At 33.7% G+C, this 17,970-nt stretch carries 13 protein-coding genes; 10 read left to right on the top strand and 3 right to left on the bottom strand.

Features of this window, described 5'->3' with window-relative positions; genetic code table 11:
* Together Q4548_RS15390 and Q4548_RS15385 are read right to left on the bottom strand one after the other, a co-directional pair.
* Positions 1–215: hypothetical protein (locus tag Q4548_RS15390; protein WP_303456534.1), on the bottom strand; the 215-nt coding region annotated here is incomplete at its 3' end.
* A gap of 61 nt (positions 216–276) precedes the next feature.
* Entirely contained in the window at positions 277–585 is a 309-nt protein-coding gene (locus tag Q4548_RS15385) for a hypothetical protein (protein WP_303456531.1), read from the bottom strand.
* Between the two features lie 282 nt (positions 586–867).
* Between Q4548_RS15385 and Q4548_RS15380 the strand changes: the two genes are divergently transcribed.
* The 8 genes from Q4548_RS15380 (at position 868) to Q4548_RS15345 (ending at position 12,487) form a co-directional block, all read left to right on the top strand.
* Positions 868–1,287, top strand: a complete 420-nt coding sequence (locus tag Q4548_RS15380) for an HYC_CC_PP family protein (RefSeq protein ID WP_303456528.1) — start codon at positions 868–870, stop codon at positions 1,285–1,287.
* A 107-nt stretch (positions 1,288–1,394) separates the two neighbouring features.
* Positions 1,395–5,240 (top strand): efflux RND transporter permease subunit, encoded by a 3,846-nt coding sequence (locus tag Q4548_RS15375; RefSeq protein ID WP_303456525.1) that lies wholly within the window; start codon positions 1,395–1,397, stop codon positions 5,238–5,240.
* A gap of 115 nt (positions 5,241–5,355) precedes the next feature.
* Positions 5,356–6,543: a TolC family protein gene (locus tag Q4548_RS15370; protein WP_303456537.1), complete on the top strand. Its 1,188-nt coding sequence runs from the start codon at positions 5,356–5,358 to the stop codon at positions 6,541–6,543.
* 11 nt (positions 6,544–6,554) lie between these two features.
* Complete coding sequence (locus Q4548_RS15365; RefSeq protein WP_303456521.1) at positions 6,555–7,118, top strand: DUF3347 domain-containing protein; 564 nt, start codon at positions 6,555–6,557, stop codon at positions 7,116–7,118.
* A 54-nt stretch (positions 7,119–7,172) separates the two neighbouring features.
* Positions 7,173–7,730, top strand: a complete 558-nt coding sequence (locus Q4548_RS15360; RefSeq protein ID WP_303456519.1) for an AraC family transcriptional regulator — start codon at positions 7,173–7,175, stop codon at positions 7,728–7,730.
* Between the two features lie 73 nt (positions 7,731–7,803).
* The gene (locus tag Q4548_RS15355; RefSeq protein ID WP_303456516.1) at positions 7,804–10,299 is read left to right on the top strand and encodes a heavy metal translocating P-type ATPase; all 2,496 of its coding nucleotides are present in this window, start codon (positions 7,804–7,806) and stop codon (positions 10,297–10,299) included.
* Between the two features lie 4 nt (positions 10,300–10,303).
* On the top strand, positions 10,304–12,076 hold the full coding sequence (locus tag Q4548_RS15350) for an efflux RND transporter periplasmic adaptor subunit (RefSeq protein ID WP_303456514.1): 1,773 nt from the start codon (positions 10,304–10,306) through the stop codon (positions 12,074–12,076).
* 15 nt (positions 12,077–12,091) lie between these two features.
* Complete coding sequence (locus tag Q4548_RS15345) at positions 12,092–12,487, top strand: heavy-metal-associated domain-containing protein (protein ID WP_303456511.1); 396 nt, start codon at positions 12,092–12,094, stop codon at positions 12,485–12,487.
* A 27-nt stretch (positions 12,488–12,514) separates the two neighbouring features.
* On the opposite strand, the gene Q4548_RS15340 is transcribed toward Q4548_RS15345, so the two are convergent.
* On the bottom strand, positions 12,515–13,387 hold the full coding sequence (locus tag Q4548_RS15340) for an AraC family transcriptional regulator (RefSeq protein WP_303456508.1): 873 nt from the start codon (positions 13,385–13,387) through the stop codon (positions 12,515–12,517).
* Positions 13,388–13,479: 92 nt separating this feature from the next.
* Between Q4548_RS15340 and Q4548_RS15335 the strand changes: the two genes are divergently transcribed.
* Both Q4548_RS15335 and Q4548_RS15330 read left to right on the top strand, forming a co-directional pair.
* Entirely contained in the window at positions 13,480–13,842 is a 363-nt protein-coding gene (locus Q4548_RS15335; RefSeq protein WP_303456506.1) for a DUF983 domain-containing protein, read from the top strand.
* Positions 13,843–14,002: 160 nt separating this feature from the next.
* Positions 14,003–17,947, top strand: a complete 3,945-nt coding sequence (locus tag Q4548_RS15330; protein WP_303456503.1) for a fibronectin type III domain-containing protein — start codon at positions 14,003–14,005, stop codon at positions 17,945–17,947.
* Positions 17,948–17,970: the final 23 nt, after the last annotated feature.

Genomic DNA, 17,970 nt, shown 5'->3' with positions numbered 1-17,970 from the left:
TCGCTACCGTTTGTGTAAGCTTTGGCAATGGTTGCAGTTTCAAAGTCTTTTTTAACAGCGGCTTTTACAGCTTCAGGTAATTCTTCAACAGATATTTCAGTGAATTCTTCGTTCATAACGATGTTGATTGTTTGAACAGGTAAAATGTTGTTAGCGAATGCAAAAGTTGAAACTCCACTTGCTAAAATTGCTACAGATAGGATGATTTTTTTCATGATATAAATATTTTAATGTTTGTAATTGTTTGTTTTGATTTGTTAATTTTTCTTGGAAAGATTATTTGATAGCATCTTCTTTCAACCAGTTTCCATCTTTGTCTACATAAGCAATGTTTGTACTTCCGTCAATGGTCAATTCTAATTTGTATTGCTCGCTACCGTTTGTGTAAGCTTTGGCAATGGTTGCAGTTTCAAAGTCTTTTTTAACAGCGGCTTTTACAGCTTCAGGCAATTCTTCAACAGATATTTCAGTGAATTCTTCGTTCATAACGATGTTGATTGATTGAACAGGTAAAACGTTGTTAGCGAATGCAAAAGTTGAAACTCCACTTGCTAAAATTGCTACAGATAGGATGATTTTTTTCATGATATAAATGTTTTAAGGTTTGTAATTATTTACAATTACTATAAAGAAAGAAACATGCCAGTAGGTGTGAGTAATGAAAGATTTTGTCTTAGTTATCTCTTTATCAGTTGTTTGTGGTTTTGTGGGCGTTTTTTTACTCAGAATTATTTGAGTAAAATGTGTGTAATCCCATAAAGGTGTGTGTAAATTTTACTCACTTTTTTAATACCATAACAACTTTTAATTCTAAAAAGTCAGTTTGATATTTATGAAAGCTTTGTTTTTTTCGTAAATTTGTACTCTATGAAAAGTATCTTCCATAAAATAACATCTTTGTTGATGGCATTTGTAGTTTTATTTTCTACAATGTCATTTACTGTTGATATGCATTTTTGTGGAGACATGTTGATGGATACTTCGGTTTTTCACAAAGCAAAGAGTTGTGGAATGGAAATGACCAAAGAAACATCAAAAAATGAAATTTGTGTTTTTTCGGAAAAAGGATGTTGTAATGATCAACAGATTTTGGTTGATGGGAATAGTGAATTGCAACAATCTTTACATGAATTACAACTAAACAAGCAACTTTTTATAGCTTCTTTTGCATATACTTACATGCAACTTTTTGTAGGGGTAACTAAAGAAAAAGTACTTTACCAAGAGTATAAAATTCCACTTGTCACAAAGCGAATATACAAGCTAGACGAGTCTTACCTAATTTGATTTAAATCGTAGATTTTAGATCCTGTAACGAATTGATGTTGTGGGATGTTTCGTAGTATTCTTTGTTTTAGGAATACACAATATTTAATCGTTTTAAAATCAATATAATGTTGAATAAAAGCATCAAATTCTTCATAGAAAACAAACTGGTTTCTATTTTACTTTTTATTCTATTTGTAGGATGGGGAGCTGTAAATTCTCCATTCAATTGGGAATTGGGATTCTTGCCTAGCAATCCTGTAGCTGTAGATGCTATTCCAGATATTGGAGAAAATCAACAAATTGTATTTACCAAATGGGACGGACGTTCTCCTCAAGATCTAGAAGATCAAATTACGTATCCATTAACAACTTCATTATTGGGAATACCAGGTGTAAAAACAATTCGTAGTTCATCTATGTTTGGTTTTTCTAGTATTTACATCATTTTTGAAGAGGACATAGAGTTTTATTGGAGCAGAAGTCGCATTCTTGAAAAATTAAATTCGTTGCCTGGCAGTTTACTTCCAGATGGAGTAAAACCTTCTTTAGGACCTGATGCAACAGGGTTGGGGCAAATATTTTGGTATACTTTAGAAGGACGTGATGCCAAAGGAAATGTTACAGGAGGCTGGGATTTACAAGAGTTAAGAAGCATTCAAGATTATTATGTGAAATATGCACTTTCTGCTGCAAGTGGTGTTTCAGAAGTTGCATCTATTGGAGGATATGTAAAAGAATATCAAATAGATGTAGATCCTGAGTTGATGAGACAGTACCACATTCAGTTACAAGATGTAGTAAAAGCGGTAAAAGAAAGTAACAAAGATATTGGTGCTCAAACTATTGAAATGAACAAAGTTGAATACCTTGTTCGTGGTTTAGGTTATGTAAAATCCATAGAAGATATTGAAAATTCAGTGGTTTCTTCTAAAGAATACGTTGCTGTCAAATTGAAAGATATAGCTAAAGTTTCACTTGGACCTGCTGCACGAAGAGGTCTTTTAGATAAAGAAGGAGCAGAGGTCGTTGGGGGAGTTGTAGTGGCTAGATATGGAGCCAATCCAATGGAAGTCATCAACAATGTAAAAACTAAGATAAAGGAACTAAAAGCGGGACTTCCTACCAAAACATTAAAAGATGGTCGTATTTCTCAAATAACTATTGTTCCTTTTTATGATAGAACCGAATTGATTCAAGAAACCTTGGGAACTCTAAATGAAGCATTGGTTTTGGAAATATTAATTACCATTTTGGTCATTATTGTAATGGTGTTTAATTTGAGAGCTTCTGTATTGATTTCAGGATTGCTACCTGTTGCGGTATTGATGGTTTTTATTGCAATGAAATTTTTTAATGTAGATGCCAATATTGTGGCTTTGTCTGGAATTGCAATAGCCATTGGAACCATGGTAGATGTTGGTGTCATTCTATCAGAAAACATCATTAGACATTTGGATGAAGCCCGTGATCAACTAAAGGAAAACAAGAATAACAAGACAGATTTGGTAGTAGATCCACAAAACTCAAAACGTAGTATGGATCGTATTGTTTACAAGGCAACATCAGAAGTTTCAGGAGCTATTGTTACCGCAGTAATGACAACCATTATTAGTTTTGTGCCCGTATTTACCATGATTGGCTCTGAAGGAAAACTATTCAGGCCCTTGGCTTTTACAAAAACCTTTGCATTGATTGCTGCATTAATCATTTCGTTGTTCATCATTCCACCATTTGCAGCCATGATTTTTAGAAAAAGAACTTTTCAGAAAAAAGTTCAATATTTATCAAATGCTCTTTTAATTTTTACTGGATTTTTAGCCTTATTTTATGGCTATTGGCTAGGTTTGGTTTTAGTGATTTTTGGTTCGATAGCTCTAGCAAGTTGCTATTTAAAAAAAGAAGAAGTAAGCTTTTCAGTGTTCTCTTTTCGGGTTTGTTTGTCTAGAAATGTGATGAATATTGTGGTGTCTACTTTTGCAATTGTAGTTCTTTTGGCAACCTACTGGAGGCCTTTGGGAGTTGATAAAAGTATTTTGATCAATCTTGTTTTTGTTGCAACCATCTGTTTTGGGTTTCTAGGTGTTTTCAAAGTTTTTCAATATTATTATCTTCAAATTTTGCAATGGGCATTAGATCATAAGTGGTTGTTTATCATCATTCCTGCTACCATAACTATCTGTGGTTTTGTTATTATGAAAAATACAGAAAAAGAATTTATGCCTTCTTTGAATGAAGGTTCATTTTTATTGATGCCTACATCTATGCCTCATGCTGGAGTAGAAGAAAATAAGAGAGTCTTGCAGCAACTAGACATGGCAGTTGCAAGTATTCCAGAAATAAAAACGGTTGTTGGTAAGGCAGGAAGAACTGAATCTGCATTAGATCCTGCTCCGTTGTCTATGTATGAAAACATGATTCAATACAAACCAGAATACATGTTGAATACTAAGGGAATACGTCAGTGTTATAAGGTAAATAAGCAAGGTGTTTTTGTTTTAAAAGACGGAAAATTAGCTTATGATGGAAGTGAAAGGTTGAGTGTGTTTTCTGATCAAAAAATAACCACAAATGATTTGGAAACAAACGTATTAAATTCACAGTTGATTGAGGATGAAGAAGGAGCGTTTTACCGAAATTGGAGACCTCAAATAAAAAGTTCGAATGATATTTGGAAAGAAATTATTAGGGTAACTAAATTGCCAGGTATTACATCGGCACCCAAATTACAACCCATTGAAACTCGTTTGGTAATGTTGCAAACAGGGATGCGTGCTCCTATGGGGATAAAAATAAAAGGACAAGATTTAAAACAAATAGAAAGATTTGGACTTCAGTTAGAGAAAATTTTAAAAGAAGCTGAAGGAGTAAAATCGGAAGCTGTTTTTGCTGATAGAATTGTCGGAAAACCCTATTTGTTGATTGATTTGGATCGTCAAAAAATAGCACGTTATGGTATTTCTGTAGAAGACGTTCAAAACACATTAAAAGTTGCGGTTGGTGGTATGGTTCTTACTCAAACAGTAGAGGGGAGGGAGCGTTATGGTATGCGTGTTAGATATCCTAGAGAATTGCGTAGCAATCCAGAAGATTTAAATCGTATTTATGTTCCTGTTGGAGATGGAAATTCTGTTCCATTGAGTGAATTGGCTACAATTAGATATGAACAAGGACCTCAGGTTATTAAAAGTGAGGACACTTTTTTAATAGGCTATGTTTTGTTTGATAAATTAGACGGTTTTGCAGAAGTAAATGTAGTAGAAAATGCACAAGAATTGATTCTTCAAAAAATTGAATCTGGGGATTTGGCAGTACCCAAAGGAATCAATTACCAATTTACAGGTACTTATGAAAATCAGTTACGGGCAGAAAAAACACTATCCGTTGTGGTGCCATTGGCATTGATGATTATTTTCTTAATTCTGTATTTTCAGTTCAAATCTGTGTCTACCACTTTAATGGTTTTTACGGGTATATCAGTTGCGTTTGCAGGTGGTTTTATCATGATTTGGTTGTATGGTCAAGAATGGTTTTTAAATTTTAGTCTTTTTGGAGAAAATTTAAGAACGTTGTTCAACCTGCAAACCATCAATTTAAGTGTTGCCGTTTGGGTTGGATTTATTGCTTTGTTTGGAATTGCCACAGACGATGGAGTGGTTATGGCAACTTATCTTACACGAACTTTTGACAAAGAAATTCCTGTAGACACAAAAGCAATTCGTAAGGCTACATTAGAAGCTGCTGGAAAAAGAATCAGGCCTTGTTTGATGACAACAGTAACTACTGTTCTGGCTTTGCTTCCCGTTTTAACTTCAACAGGAAAAGGGAGTGATATCATGATTCCGATGGCAATACCCATTTTTGGGGGAATGGTAATTGACATTACTTCTTATTTTTTAGTTCCCGTTCTGTTTAGCTGGAAAAAAGAAGTGGAAATAAAAAAGAATGTATTGGAGTCTAATAATGAAGTTTAAAAGAAACAAGATGATACAATCAAATAGTACAAATCCAAAGTTTAAAACGACATATGTGGAGCAGCATTTGGAATTCTTTTCTCTAGTTTCTAGTGTATTGCTACTGTTTTTTTTGATGACTTTTCAAAATGTAAAAGCTCAAAGTTTAAATGAGTACATCCATTTAGGTTTGAAAAACAATCCTGCAATCCAAAAAATTGCACTGCAATATGGAATTGCCAAAGAAAAGATACATGAAGTAAATACGCTTCCCAATACAGAATTTGGTTTGGGATATTTTGTGCTTCAACCAGAAACTAGAACGGGAGCACAGCGTTTTAAAGTTTCTGCAAAACAAATGCTACCTTGGTTTGGAACCATAACTTCTAGAGAGAATTATGTCAGTTCTTTGGCAGATACAAAATACCAAGATATTGTAATTGCCAGAAGAAAGTTGATGGCATCTATCTCTCAATCGTATTACAATTTGTATGCAAACAAAGCCCAACAAATAGTGTTGATAGAGAATAGCGAATTGTTAAAAACCTACGAAACTTTAGCATTAAATGCTGTAGAAGTTGGAAAAGCTACAGTGGTAGATGTGTTGCGTTTGCAAATGAGAAAAAATGAATTGGAGCAATTGGAAAAAGTTTTGAAACAACAATTTTTGGCTGAGCAGGCGAGTTTTAACAAGTTGTTAAATAGAGATAGTGAAATAGAAATTCAAGTCATGAGTAAGTTGACAATTCCAAAAGAGTTAGAAGAACTTAAGGTTGAAAAATTGGCATTGCATCCAGAATTGTTAAAATACGATAAATTGTATGAGTCTGTAGAGCAATCTGAATTGTTGAATCAAAAAGAAAGTAGTCCTTTGATTGGTTTTGGGATTGATTATATCAATATTGAAAAACGACCAGAGATGAGTTTTGTAGACAATGGAAAAGATGTTTTGATGCCTATGTTGGCGGTATCTATCCCTATTTTTAATAAAAAATACAAGTCAAAAACAAAACAAAATGAATTGCAAGAAAAGGAAATTAAAATGCAAAAAAAAGAACGATCCAATGCACTTGAGTCACGTTTGGAAAAAGCGATTCGAGATCGGATTTCTGCAAAAATAAATTATGAAACTCAATTAAAAAATTTAGAACAAGCAGTGCATGCCGAAACTATTTTAATGAAAAGTTACGAAACAAATCGTGTAGACTTTAAGGAGGTTTTAGACGTTCAAGAACTGAAATTAAAGTTTCAGTTACAACAAGTAGCATCTATAAAAAGTTTTTATATACAAACAGTTATAATCAATTATTTAATTCAAAAATAAAACAAATAAAAATGAGAAAATCAACAATCACATTCGCAATTTTAGCAATGAGTTTTTTAAGCTTAACGTCTTGTAAGGACAACAAAAAAGAAGAACATCATACAACAGTAGAAAATAACAAATCTATTGAAACTACCCATTCTGAAAACAAGGAAACAACTCAAATTATTGAGGCATATCTTCAGCTTAAAAATGGTTTGGTGGCAGACGATAAAGAAGCTGTAACCAAAGGAGCCAATCAGTTAAACACCGCTTTTACGGAATTTGACATGAAACAATTGGACGGAAATACTCATGAAAAATACATGAAGATTTACAATAGTGCCAAAGAGCACGCAGTACATATTTCCACAAGCGAAATAGCACACCAAAGAGAGCATTTTATAGATTTAACATCAGATATTAGTGATTTGATAGCACTTTTAGGAACTAGCAAAACTTTGTATCAAGATTTTTGTCCTATGGCAAATGAGTTTAAAGGAGCATATTGGTTTAGTGAAGTTAAGGACATTAAAAATCCTTATTTTGGAGCAAAAATGATGACTTGTGGTGCTGTGAAGAAACAAATCAACTAAAAAAAGTTGCTACGTAAATGTTAAAATAACTTATTGCAAAATTCAATAGAAATAATGAGTGAAATACTTCACATCAAAAATATGGTTTGTGATCGTTGCAAAACCATTGTTCAACAAATACTCGAAGAAAATGGGTATGAGATTAAACAGGTAGAACTCGGAGAAGTAAGGATTGAAGGGAATGAGTTTAGAGATTACAAACAACTTGAACAAGCATTAAAAAAGAATGGGTTTGAGCTTATAAAAGGAGAGTTAGATTCTCTAATTGAACAAATCAAAACAAAAATCATTCAGAAAATAGAAGAAAATGATACAGAAGGAATTTCTGTATTTCTGTCCACTGAATTAGGAAAGACATTTTCGGCATTAAGTAAAATATTCAGCAAGTCTGAAGGTATTACAATAGAAAAATATATCATTAATTTAAAAGTTGAAAAAGTTAAAGAACTGATTCAGTTAGGGCAATTAAATTTTTCGGAAATAGCGTATAGTTTGAATTATAAAACAAGCAGTCATTTGGCAAAACAATTTAAAAATACAACAGGAATCTCTATGACTCAATTTAAAGATTTGAGAAAATGGGATAGAAAATCAAGAGACCAAATTGTGTAAGCATTCATCCTAATTGTACAAATAAAGACTCGTGCTAATTTCTATTTTTGGAGTATCATCAAATACGAGAAACATGAAACATACTTATCACATACACGGAATGACTTGTAATGGTTGTCGTGGACACGTAGAAGAAATATTGAATAAAGTAACCGGTGTTGTTGCTGCAAAGGTTGATTTAGAAAAGGCAGAGGCATCTATAGAAATGGATGCACATATTCCTTTGGAAAGATTTCAAGAAGCGTTGCAAAAAAATGGGGATAGGTATGAAATTTATAAAGACAAGAAGCATCATCATTCTAAACCCAAAAAAGAAGAAAAATCAAAAGGAAAGGGAACAGGTGTGTTTTATTGTCCTATGCATTGCGAAGGTGATAAAACGTATGAGAAAGCAGGGGATTGTCCTGTTTGTGGAATGGATTTGGTGGAGGAACAAAACATGGATTCAACGTCATCAAATGAATGGACGTGCCCTATGCATCCTGAAATTGTAGAAGAAGATCCGGGATCTTGTTCTATTTGTGGAATGGATTTGGTTCCAATGAAAGCAGATGTTTCTGAGGAGGAAAAGACTTATCGAAAACTATTAAACAAATTTTGGATAGCTGTTGGGTTTACGTTCCCTATTTTTTTAATAGCCATGTCAGAAATGATTCCAAACAATCCGTTGTATACTGTTTTAGATCAAAAAATATGGAATTGGATTCAGTTAGGGTTGTCAATTCCCGTGCTTTTTTATGCAACAGCTATGTTTTTTAAACGTGCATGGACTTCTTTTAAAACAAGAAATCTAAACATGTTTACATTGATTGGAATAGGATCGGGTATTGCGTGGATTTTTAGTGTTACTGCTTTGTTATTTCCACAAATATTTCCTCAAGAATTTAAAACTGAAGGAGGAAATGTGTTTGTTTATTTTGAAGCTACAACGGTTATTTTAACATTGGTATTGTTGGGGCAATTGTTAGAGGCAAAAGCACACAGTCAGACGAGTGGAGCGATAAAGGAATTGTTAAAATTAGTTCCTGCTACGGCAACTTTGGTAGAAAATGGAGAAGACAAAATAATTGCTATCGACAAAATTAAAGAAGGAGATTTGTTACGTGTCAAACCAGGTGAAAAAATTCCAGTTGACGGAAGTGTAGAAAAAGGACAGAGCAGCGTAGATGAGTCGATGATTACAGGAGAGCCCATTCCAGTAACTAAAAAGGTAACAGACAAAGTGAGTTCAGGAACCATAAATGGAAACCAATCATTTGTAATGAAAGCAGAAAAAGTAGGATCAGAAACTTTACTTTCTCAAATCATACAGATGGTAAACAACGCGAGTAGATCTAAAGCTCCTATTCAAAAATTAGCAGATAAAATAGCTAAATATTTTGTACCAACAGTGTTGATTGTTTCTTTAATTACGTTTGTTGTTTGGGCTGTTTATGGGCCGGAACCTGCTTATGTTTATGCTTTTGTAAATGCCATTGCGGTTTTAATTATAGCTTGTCCATGCGCTTTGGGACTGGCAACTCCAATGTCTGTAATGGTGGGAATAGGAAAAGGAGCACAATCTGGAGTATTGATTAAAAATGCGGAAGCTTTGGAAAGAATGGATAAGATAGATGTTTTAATTGTAGACAAAACAGGAACGGTTACTGAAGGAAAACCCTCTGTAGAAAAAGTAGTCGCAGTAGCAGCTATAGAAACGTCTGATTTGGTGGCTTATATTAGCTCTTTGAATCAACACAGTGAGCATCCTTTGGCAACGGCAATTGTCAATTATGGAAAATTAAAAAAGAGCACAATTGCAACCGTAAACAATTTTGAGACCATTGCTGGTAAAGGTATTGTAGGAACTGTAAAAACTAAAAAAATAGCTTTAGGAAATAGAAAATTATTAGATGAACTTTCCATTACTATTCCACAAAAAGTATCTGAAAAGGTACTAGCTGAACAGGACCAAGGTAAAACAGTTTCTTATATTGCTGTTGCAGATAGTGTGGTAGGATATGTAACTATTTTTGATGCGATTAAAAAAACAAGTCAAAAAGCAATTGATGAACTTCAACGTGCTGGTGTAGAAGTTATCATGCTTACAGGAGACAATAAAAACACGGCGAAAGCGGTTGCAAAACAGTTGAGTTTAACACATTACAAAGCAGAGTGTTTACCCGATGACAAGTTGAATGAAATTGAAAAATTACAAAAAGAAGGTAAGATTGTAGCCATGGCTGGAGACGGTATCAACGATGCACCCGCTTTGGCACAATCGGATATTGGAATTGCTATGGGAACAGGTACTGGGGTTGCTATAGAAAGTGCAGTTATTACGTTGGTAAAAGGAGATTTACAAGGTATTTTAAAAGCTAAAAACTTAAGTCATAACGTTGTGAAAAACATCAAACAAAACCTGTTTTTTGCATTTGTCTACAACGTTTTTGGAGTGCCTATTGCTGCGGGAATTTTGTATCCTGTATTTGGTTTGTTGCTCTCCCCAATGATTGCTGCTTTGGCCATGAGTTTTAGTTCAGTTTCTGTTATTGCAAATGCGTTAAGATTGAAGAAGGTTAAAATATAACGAAATGAAAAAATACAGTATTTATGTAGTTCTCTTAGTCTTCGGTTTTCTTTTAGGAGGATGGTTGATGGGAGGAGAGCAATCTAAAAAAGAAACAAAGCAAGATCATGATAAATTTGTAGAAAAGGAGCACTTGTGGACCTGTGCTATGCATCCACAAATAATAAAAACAGAACCTGGTGATTGTCCTATTTGTGGTATGGATTTGATTCCAGCGGACATGGGTACAGAGGGTTTGTCTGTTGATCAATTTAGCCTTAGTAAAAATGCAATGGCCTTGGCAAACATAGAAACAACGGTTGTTGGTGATGGAATTGATGCGGATAACAACATAAAGTTATCTGGGAAAATTGTTGAAAATGAAGAAACCAATACAGTTCAGGTTAGTTATTTTTCAGGGAGAATTGAGCGCTTGAATGTAAATGCTACAGGCGAAAAAATACAGAAAGGACAGTTGCTAGCGACCATATATTCACCAGAATTGTATGCTGCACAACAGGAGTTAATTACGGCATCGGCTTTAAAAAAGTCACAACCTGCATTGTACAATGCTGTTAGAAACAAGTTGAAATTGTGGAAACTTTCCGAAAATCAAATCCATGAAATAGAAACTACAAAAAAGGTAAAAGAAAATTTCCATGTATATGCAACGGTTTCTGGAACTGTTTTGGAAAAATTAGTAGAAGAGGGTAATGCTGTGAAGCAAGGACAAGCTTTGTTGAAAATAGCAAATCTTACTACGGTTTGGGCAAATTTTGATGTGTATGAAAAACAAATCCATCTGTTTAAGAAGGGACAAAAAATAAACGTAAAAACAAACGCTGTTGCCCATACTTATTTTGAGGCAAAAGTAGATTTTATAGATCCTGTGTTAGACTTAAAAACACGAACAGTAAAATTAAGAGCTGTGTTAAAAAATACTGAAGGAATTTTAAAACCAGGAATGTTTGTTGAAGGGAATTTTGAAAGTGAATTAGCGCATGATCAAACATCATTCTTAATTCCTGCTACGGCAGTTTTGTGGACAGGGAAACGATCGGTAGTGTATGTGAAAGCAAAATTGGAGGAACCTGTTTTTGAAATGAGAGAAATAGTTTTGGGTGTTAAAAAGGGAAGTTCTTATGAGGTATTACATGGACTTTCTATCGGCGATGAGGTTGTTACAAAAGGAACTTTTACTGTAGATGCAGCTGCTCAATTGCAAGGGAAAAAGTCGATGATGAATCAAAAAATAAGAAAAACAACGACAGGATATATGGAGATGACAACAGAAATGGATACAGATGCTGAAAAAATGACTAATGAGTTGATGAATCTGAATGTGTCAGAAACGTTTAAAAATCAGTTAAACAAGGTATATCATTCCTACATCAAATTGAAAGATGCTTTGGTGGTAGACGATGCCAAAACAGCACATAAAGAGGCTAAAACTTTGTTGGGAAAATTGGATCATATAAACATAAAATTGTTAAAAAAGGCAAGTTTACAGACAGAATGGATGTTATTGATGAGAAAAATAAAAATAGCAACACATTCTATTTCTACTACAGAAAATATTGAGGAACAAAGAATGTCATTCAGAGGTTTGTCTATACATTTGACAAAAGCAGTTGAAGTCTTTGGAATTAATGAAAAAGTATTCCAGCAATTCTGTCCAATGTCTGACGGTAACAAAGGAGCTTATTGGTTGAGTGCTTATGAAGGAATTAAAAATCCATATTTAGGAACAAAAATGCCAAATTGTGGAGAAATACAAGCAGTTATAGAAAGCAAATAGTAAAATATAGAAACAATGAAAAAAGGAATTTTAAGTATTGCAGTAGTTGCCATTTTAGCTTTAGCAGGCTGTAAAGAAGGAGTTAAATCAGAAAAAAAAGTTACAAGTACAGTATCTCAGCATGGAGAATTGGCAACATTAAATTTTGGCGTACGAGGAAATTGTGCCATGTGTAAACAAACCATTGAGAAAGCTGTAAACGGAGTAGAGGGGATAGCTAGTGCAAATTGGGATGTAAATGAAAAGAAAATAGAAGTGGTTTTAGACCCAACAATAACCAATGAAATCGCCATTCATAATGCCATTGCAGCATCGGGTTACGATACCGAAAAAGTAACAGCAAGTGGAGAGGCTTATACAGAGTTGCCAGGTTGTTGTCAGTACGATCATGAAATGGAGATGGGGAAATAAGAACAATATTTTTTTGTAGATTGAATATTAATGGATTGTTCCTAGATTTTTTCTGAATTTTGTAGGACTCAGTCCTGTATGTTTTGTAAAGACTTTGGTAAAGTAGGAATAATTATAATAACCCAATGATTCTGCCACTTCGCTAATTGTTTTTGGACTAAAAGTGAGCATTCTTTTACTCTCTAAGATTATTCTTTGAGCAATCAATTCCGTTACAGTCTTGTTGAGGGTTTCCTTGCAAATTCTGTTCAAATGTTTCAACGTGATGTTCATTTTGGAGGCATAAAAAGAAGGAGCTTTTTGAGTTTTGTAATGCTTGTCTAACAAATCATTAAAAAGCTCTATTTTATGATTGTAAGATTGAAAATTGTGAGCGTTTTCGGATAAATAATTTCTAGAGAGTTCAATATGAATCAAATCTAAAAGATTCAATATTTTGTCTTTTTTTCTAGATTTTTTGCGTAAGTTTTCTTGAATCAATTTTTGAAAATAAGGTTCCAAATCCAACCATTCATTTTCGTTTAAGAGAATTTTTGGAGTACTAGTTGTGGAGCTGTAAAAAGGATATTCTTCAATTTTTTTAGTTCCAAAATATAGGTTGTAAATTTCTTGTGTAAAAAAAACAATATATCCTTCAATATCTTTGGATAGTTTCCAATGATGTGCCTGTCCAGGTTGAATAACAAAAACACTTCGTGGTTCAATAGAATAGGTGTTCAAATCTATTTGATGTGTTCCATTGCCGTGCGTAAAGACCACCAATAAATAAAAATTATGTCGATGTGAGTTTTCAATAAAACTATGCGAAACCAAATGGATTTTAAAAGTATTGATGTACAAATCATTTTTTGAAATGTTACAGTTAAATTTCTGAATGTCGTAAACAGGAAAATCCTTCATAAGTATCAATGTCTTTATTGTAACAAAATAAGGGATTATATAGAAAATAAAGAGGAGTTTGATGTCTTAATTTTGTTAAAAATAGTAGTTATATGTTTAAGTCTATCAAACAAATGTTGAACAACGAATGTCCACATTGTCACAAAGGAAGAGTGTTTGAAAAATCAAATAATTTGTTTTCAATACAATTCCCTAAAATGCAAGTGAGTTGTGACCATTGTCATTCTAAGTACCAAAAAGAACCTGGTTTTTTTATAGGAGCAATGTATGTAAGTTACGGATTGACTGTTGCCGAAGCTTTGTGTACCTACTTCTTAACAAGACCTTTTTTTGAAAAAGCATTGGATCTAAGAGTGATTCCAATCATTGCTTTGGTGATTGTGTTGCTTACTTTTTTCAATATCAGAATGTCCAAAATGATTTGGATTTATATGTTCAAAAATTACTCAAGGTAAAAATGTTATATTAAAAACCCTTATGTAATATGATAGAATTAACAATATTATAAATTTCATAACCTTTAGCTAAGAATCATATCATGTTGATTTAAGAATAAGGATATATACTTGCAGTTTGGAGAGGGTAGTTTTGTGGCGAAACTAAACCCACCCATTCATGAAGAAACTAGTACTTTTTTGTGCTGCCTTTTTACTTTTTATAGGTATAGGCTGTGCGCAAACAATTAAGCCCTATTTACAGGCTGCAAAACCCAATTCTATTTATGTGAATTGGAAAACGGACAACGGAAATAATCCTGAAGTTGTTTACGGAACAGAGTCTACAAACTTAGCTCAGAAAGCTTTGGGAGTTACCGAAGATTTAGAGCCCAAAGATTCGGATTACTCAACACCTTACCACTACCATACAGTAAAATTAGAAGGTTTAAGTCCTGATACAGGTTACTACTACAAGGCAAGTAGTGGAGAAACAGACACTTCTGAAATTCATTACTTTAAAACACCTCCAGCATTGGGAGATGATAGTGGTGTTTTGCGATTTATTGCTTTAGGTGATCATCAAATATTAAATTACGATGGAGCTCCTTACTACAAATACAACGAATTGGTTTTGGCTGCAAAAGCAAAAGCAGAAGCTTTGTATGGAACGCCTTTGGCAGATAATTTTAACTTGATTATGAATGATGGAGATCAAGTAGATTTGGGGAAACTTCAACATTATGAAGAAATTCACTTCCAAAAAACAAGCCCAATTACTCCAGATTTACCTTTAATTACTGCGGTTGGTAATCATGAAACTTATGGTGGATCGTATCAAAATGGTGCTATGCAAGCGTATTATGATCACTTTATTTTAGACGACGATTGGTCTTATGGAGGAATCAATTCTGGAACAGAACGTTATTATGCGTATCAGATGGCAAATGTCTTGTTTTTGGTTGTAGATTCTGAATTGACCAATACAACACAGGAAAATTGGTTGCAGAGTGTTGTAAATTATGCTAAGACAGATGACAAGGTAAAATGGATTATTTCTATTGGTCATCGTCCTTATGAAGCAGAACAATATTCAAACGATTATTCATCTTGGTTTGCAAACAGTGCATTGCCAAAATTACATACTACAGATAAATATGTGTTGCACATGGCAGGACATCACCATTTGTATGCTCGTGGACAGTTTAAAAATCACAATAGTTACCATATCATTTCAGGTGGTACTGCATGGCCTCAATATTGGGGAGACAGTAGTAATGAAGATGATAGAGAGGAAACACAAGGTACATGGTCAGATTTTGCTTATCAATTTATAGAAATCAACAATGTTACAAATGAAATGAACGTAAAGTCGTACACTATTGGTAGCTTGACAACATCTAAAGACAATGAATTGTTAGATGAGTTTACTTACAAAAGAGAAGTAGCAACTCCTGAAAAACCAGAAATTACCAATCCTATTGTAGGCACAATCAACTTACCTTACACGTTAAATAGTTCAGAATACCAAACATCAACGTCAGAGGTTTTAAATTCTACGCAGTTTCAAGTAGCTTCTACAAGTGATTTTTCAATTATCGATATAGATTCTTTTAGACATGTAGATAATTATTATGGTCCCGGTGTTACTACAGATGCAACTGTGAATATTGGTTTAGGTAATGGAATTTTAAATTACACCATTCCAGAATATTTTTTAAGCAATGGAACCTATTATACCCGTGTAAGACATAGAGATGCCAATTTAGGTTGGAGTCCTTGGTCTGATGCAATTTCTTTTACTGTAGAAGGAAGTACGGATGGTACTCCATTAATTTATTTGGAGAAATCTTCTTTTGAAACCAATGAAAACATTGATATAACGTTTATCAATGGAAAAGGAGGTAGCAAAGATTGGATTGGAGTTTACAAAGAAGGAAATGAGCCAGGAACCAATGGGTCTACAGCTTACCAATATGTTAATGGAAGTGTAAGTGGAGTAAAAACATTTAAATTGTCTGAAAGCGGAATTTATTATGCATCCTTTTTCATCAATGATGGATATGAAGAAATTGTAAAACGTGTTACTTTTTGGGTTGGAAAAATTCCAGAATTGACATCGGATAAAACAAAATATAACGAAGGAGAAGATGTAACAATTAGTTTTACCAACCATCCAAACAATGATAACGATTGGGTTGGGATTTACAAGATGGGAAGTGAAATAGGAGATGGTAACGAAGTGAAACGTTTGAATGTTGATACAAGTACACAGAATTTAACATTTAGTGGACTTTCAAATGCTTATTATTTTGCAGTTTACCATGTAAAAGGAAGTGATTTAACGGCAGGAGAGCAAATTGCTTTTCAAGTAGGTGAGCAAATTGCAGAATTAACAACGTCTAAAACCACGTTTTCTGAAGGAGAACCTATTACAATTGCTTTTAAAGATGGTCCTGGTATTGAAAAAGATTACATTGGAGTTATTGTAAATGATGGAAAACCTGCCGGAACAGATAATTTATGGACTTACAAGTATTTTGGAGGATTGACAACAGGAACCACAACCATTACAGGAAAAGATTTTAGTCATGGTGGGGCAAATCAATTGCCGTTAGAAGGTTCTTATTACTTGGCAATGTTTACCAACGATAGTTACACGCAGGTTTCAAATGCAATTCCTATTACCATTACAAAGAGTGCTGCTATTTACATGGATCGTAAGATTGTAAATGAAGGAGAGAATTTTGATATCAATTTTGTAAATGCACCAGGTAATACAAAAGATTGGATTGGAATCTATAAAAATGGACAAAACCCTAGAAGTGTTACCTCTCAGAAGTACCAGTACATTGATGGAGAAGCAAATGGATTGAGAACTTTTGAATTGTCTAACGGTGGAGAATATTTTGCTGGTATTTTTGAAAATGATGGATACAATGAACTAGGAGATAGAGTTTCTTTTGTAGTAAGAGGAACTCCAATATTAGAACCAACAAAAGAAGTTTTTTCAGAAGAAGATGATGTGGTGGTAACGCTAACTGATGGAGGTTTGTCTGATGTACAAGATTGGATTGGTATTTATGCCAATGGAGATGAACCAAGTTCTAACAAGTTGTTAGCAAAAATGGAAGTTGTAAGTGATCTTAAAACGTTCAATTTTGGAAAGTTTGAAGAAGGGTTGTATTATGCAGTTTATCACACAGAAAGCTCTTACAATGAAGTTGGAAACCGAACAAAGTTCCAAGTTGGAAATAAAGTAGTTACTATAAGTATTTTACAATCTGACAATTTTATTGGAGAAGCTTTAACATTTACCATTGCAGATGGTTCTGGTGATAATGAAGATTATTTAGCTGTGTTTGAAAATGGAAACAACCCTGCAACAGATGCATTTGTAACGTATATAAGTTTGAAAGATCTTGTAAACGGAGATGTTGTGATAAATGGTGCTGAGGGGGCTTTGGGTGATGAGAATGTATTGCCAAAAACAGGAGGGACTTATTTTGCAGTAGTTATAGACCAGACAACGGGAGAAGAAATTTCAAATCGTGTTAGTTTTATAGAAAATGTAAAACCTACCGCTACCATGAATGTTACCAGTGTAGTTTCTGGTGATGCTTTGGTGGTGAATTACAGCAATGGGCCTGGAAATTCTAAAGACTGGATAGGTGTTTATGCAGAAGGACAAACTCCTGGAGACGTAAATTCTACGACTTGGAAATACGTAGATGGTAGTAATTTAGTTACGGGAAGTGTTACTTTGGCTGGGGTAAATTCAGAAGGGGATTATTACTTAGCGCTGTTTGAAAATGATGGATACAATGAAATTTCTGATAGATTTTATTTTAAAATAGAAGATACTTTAGGTGTAAAAGAAATTAAATCTGATGATAATAAAATAGTTATTTATCCAAATCCATCATTAGGGATTGCTTATGTAAAAGCTGCTTCAGAAATTGAAAAGGTAGAAGTGTATAACATGAATGGGCAGTTGGTAAAAACACAAAAACAAATCAACCAAACAACAACAACTATTTATTTAAAATCTATGGATAGAGGTATGTACGTTGTAAATGTTTATACAGAGGGAACAGTAACTACATTAAAACTTTTGTTAAAGTAGCACTGAAATACACATAATTTTAG

It is taken from the genome of Wenyingzhuangia sp. 2_MG-2023, from assembly GCF_030548295.1.
Taxonomy (GTDB): Bacteria; Bacteroidota; Bacteroidia; order Flavobacteriales; family Flavobacteriaceae; genus Wenyingzhuangia.
The sequence above is the reverse complement of the archived record's forward strand: the minus strand, read 5'-3'. Positions and strand labels throughout refer to the sequence as shown.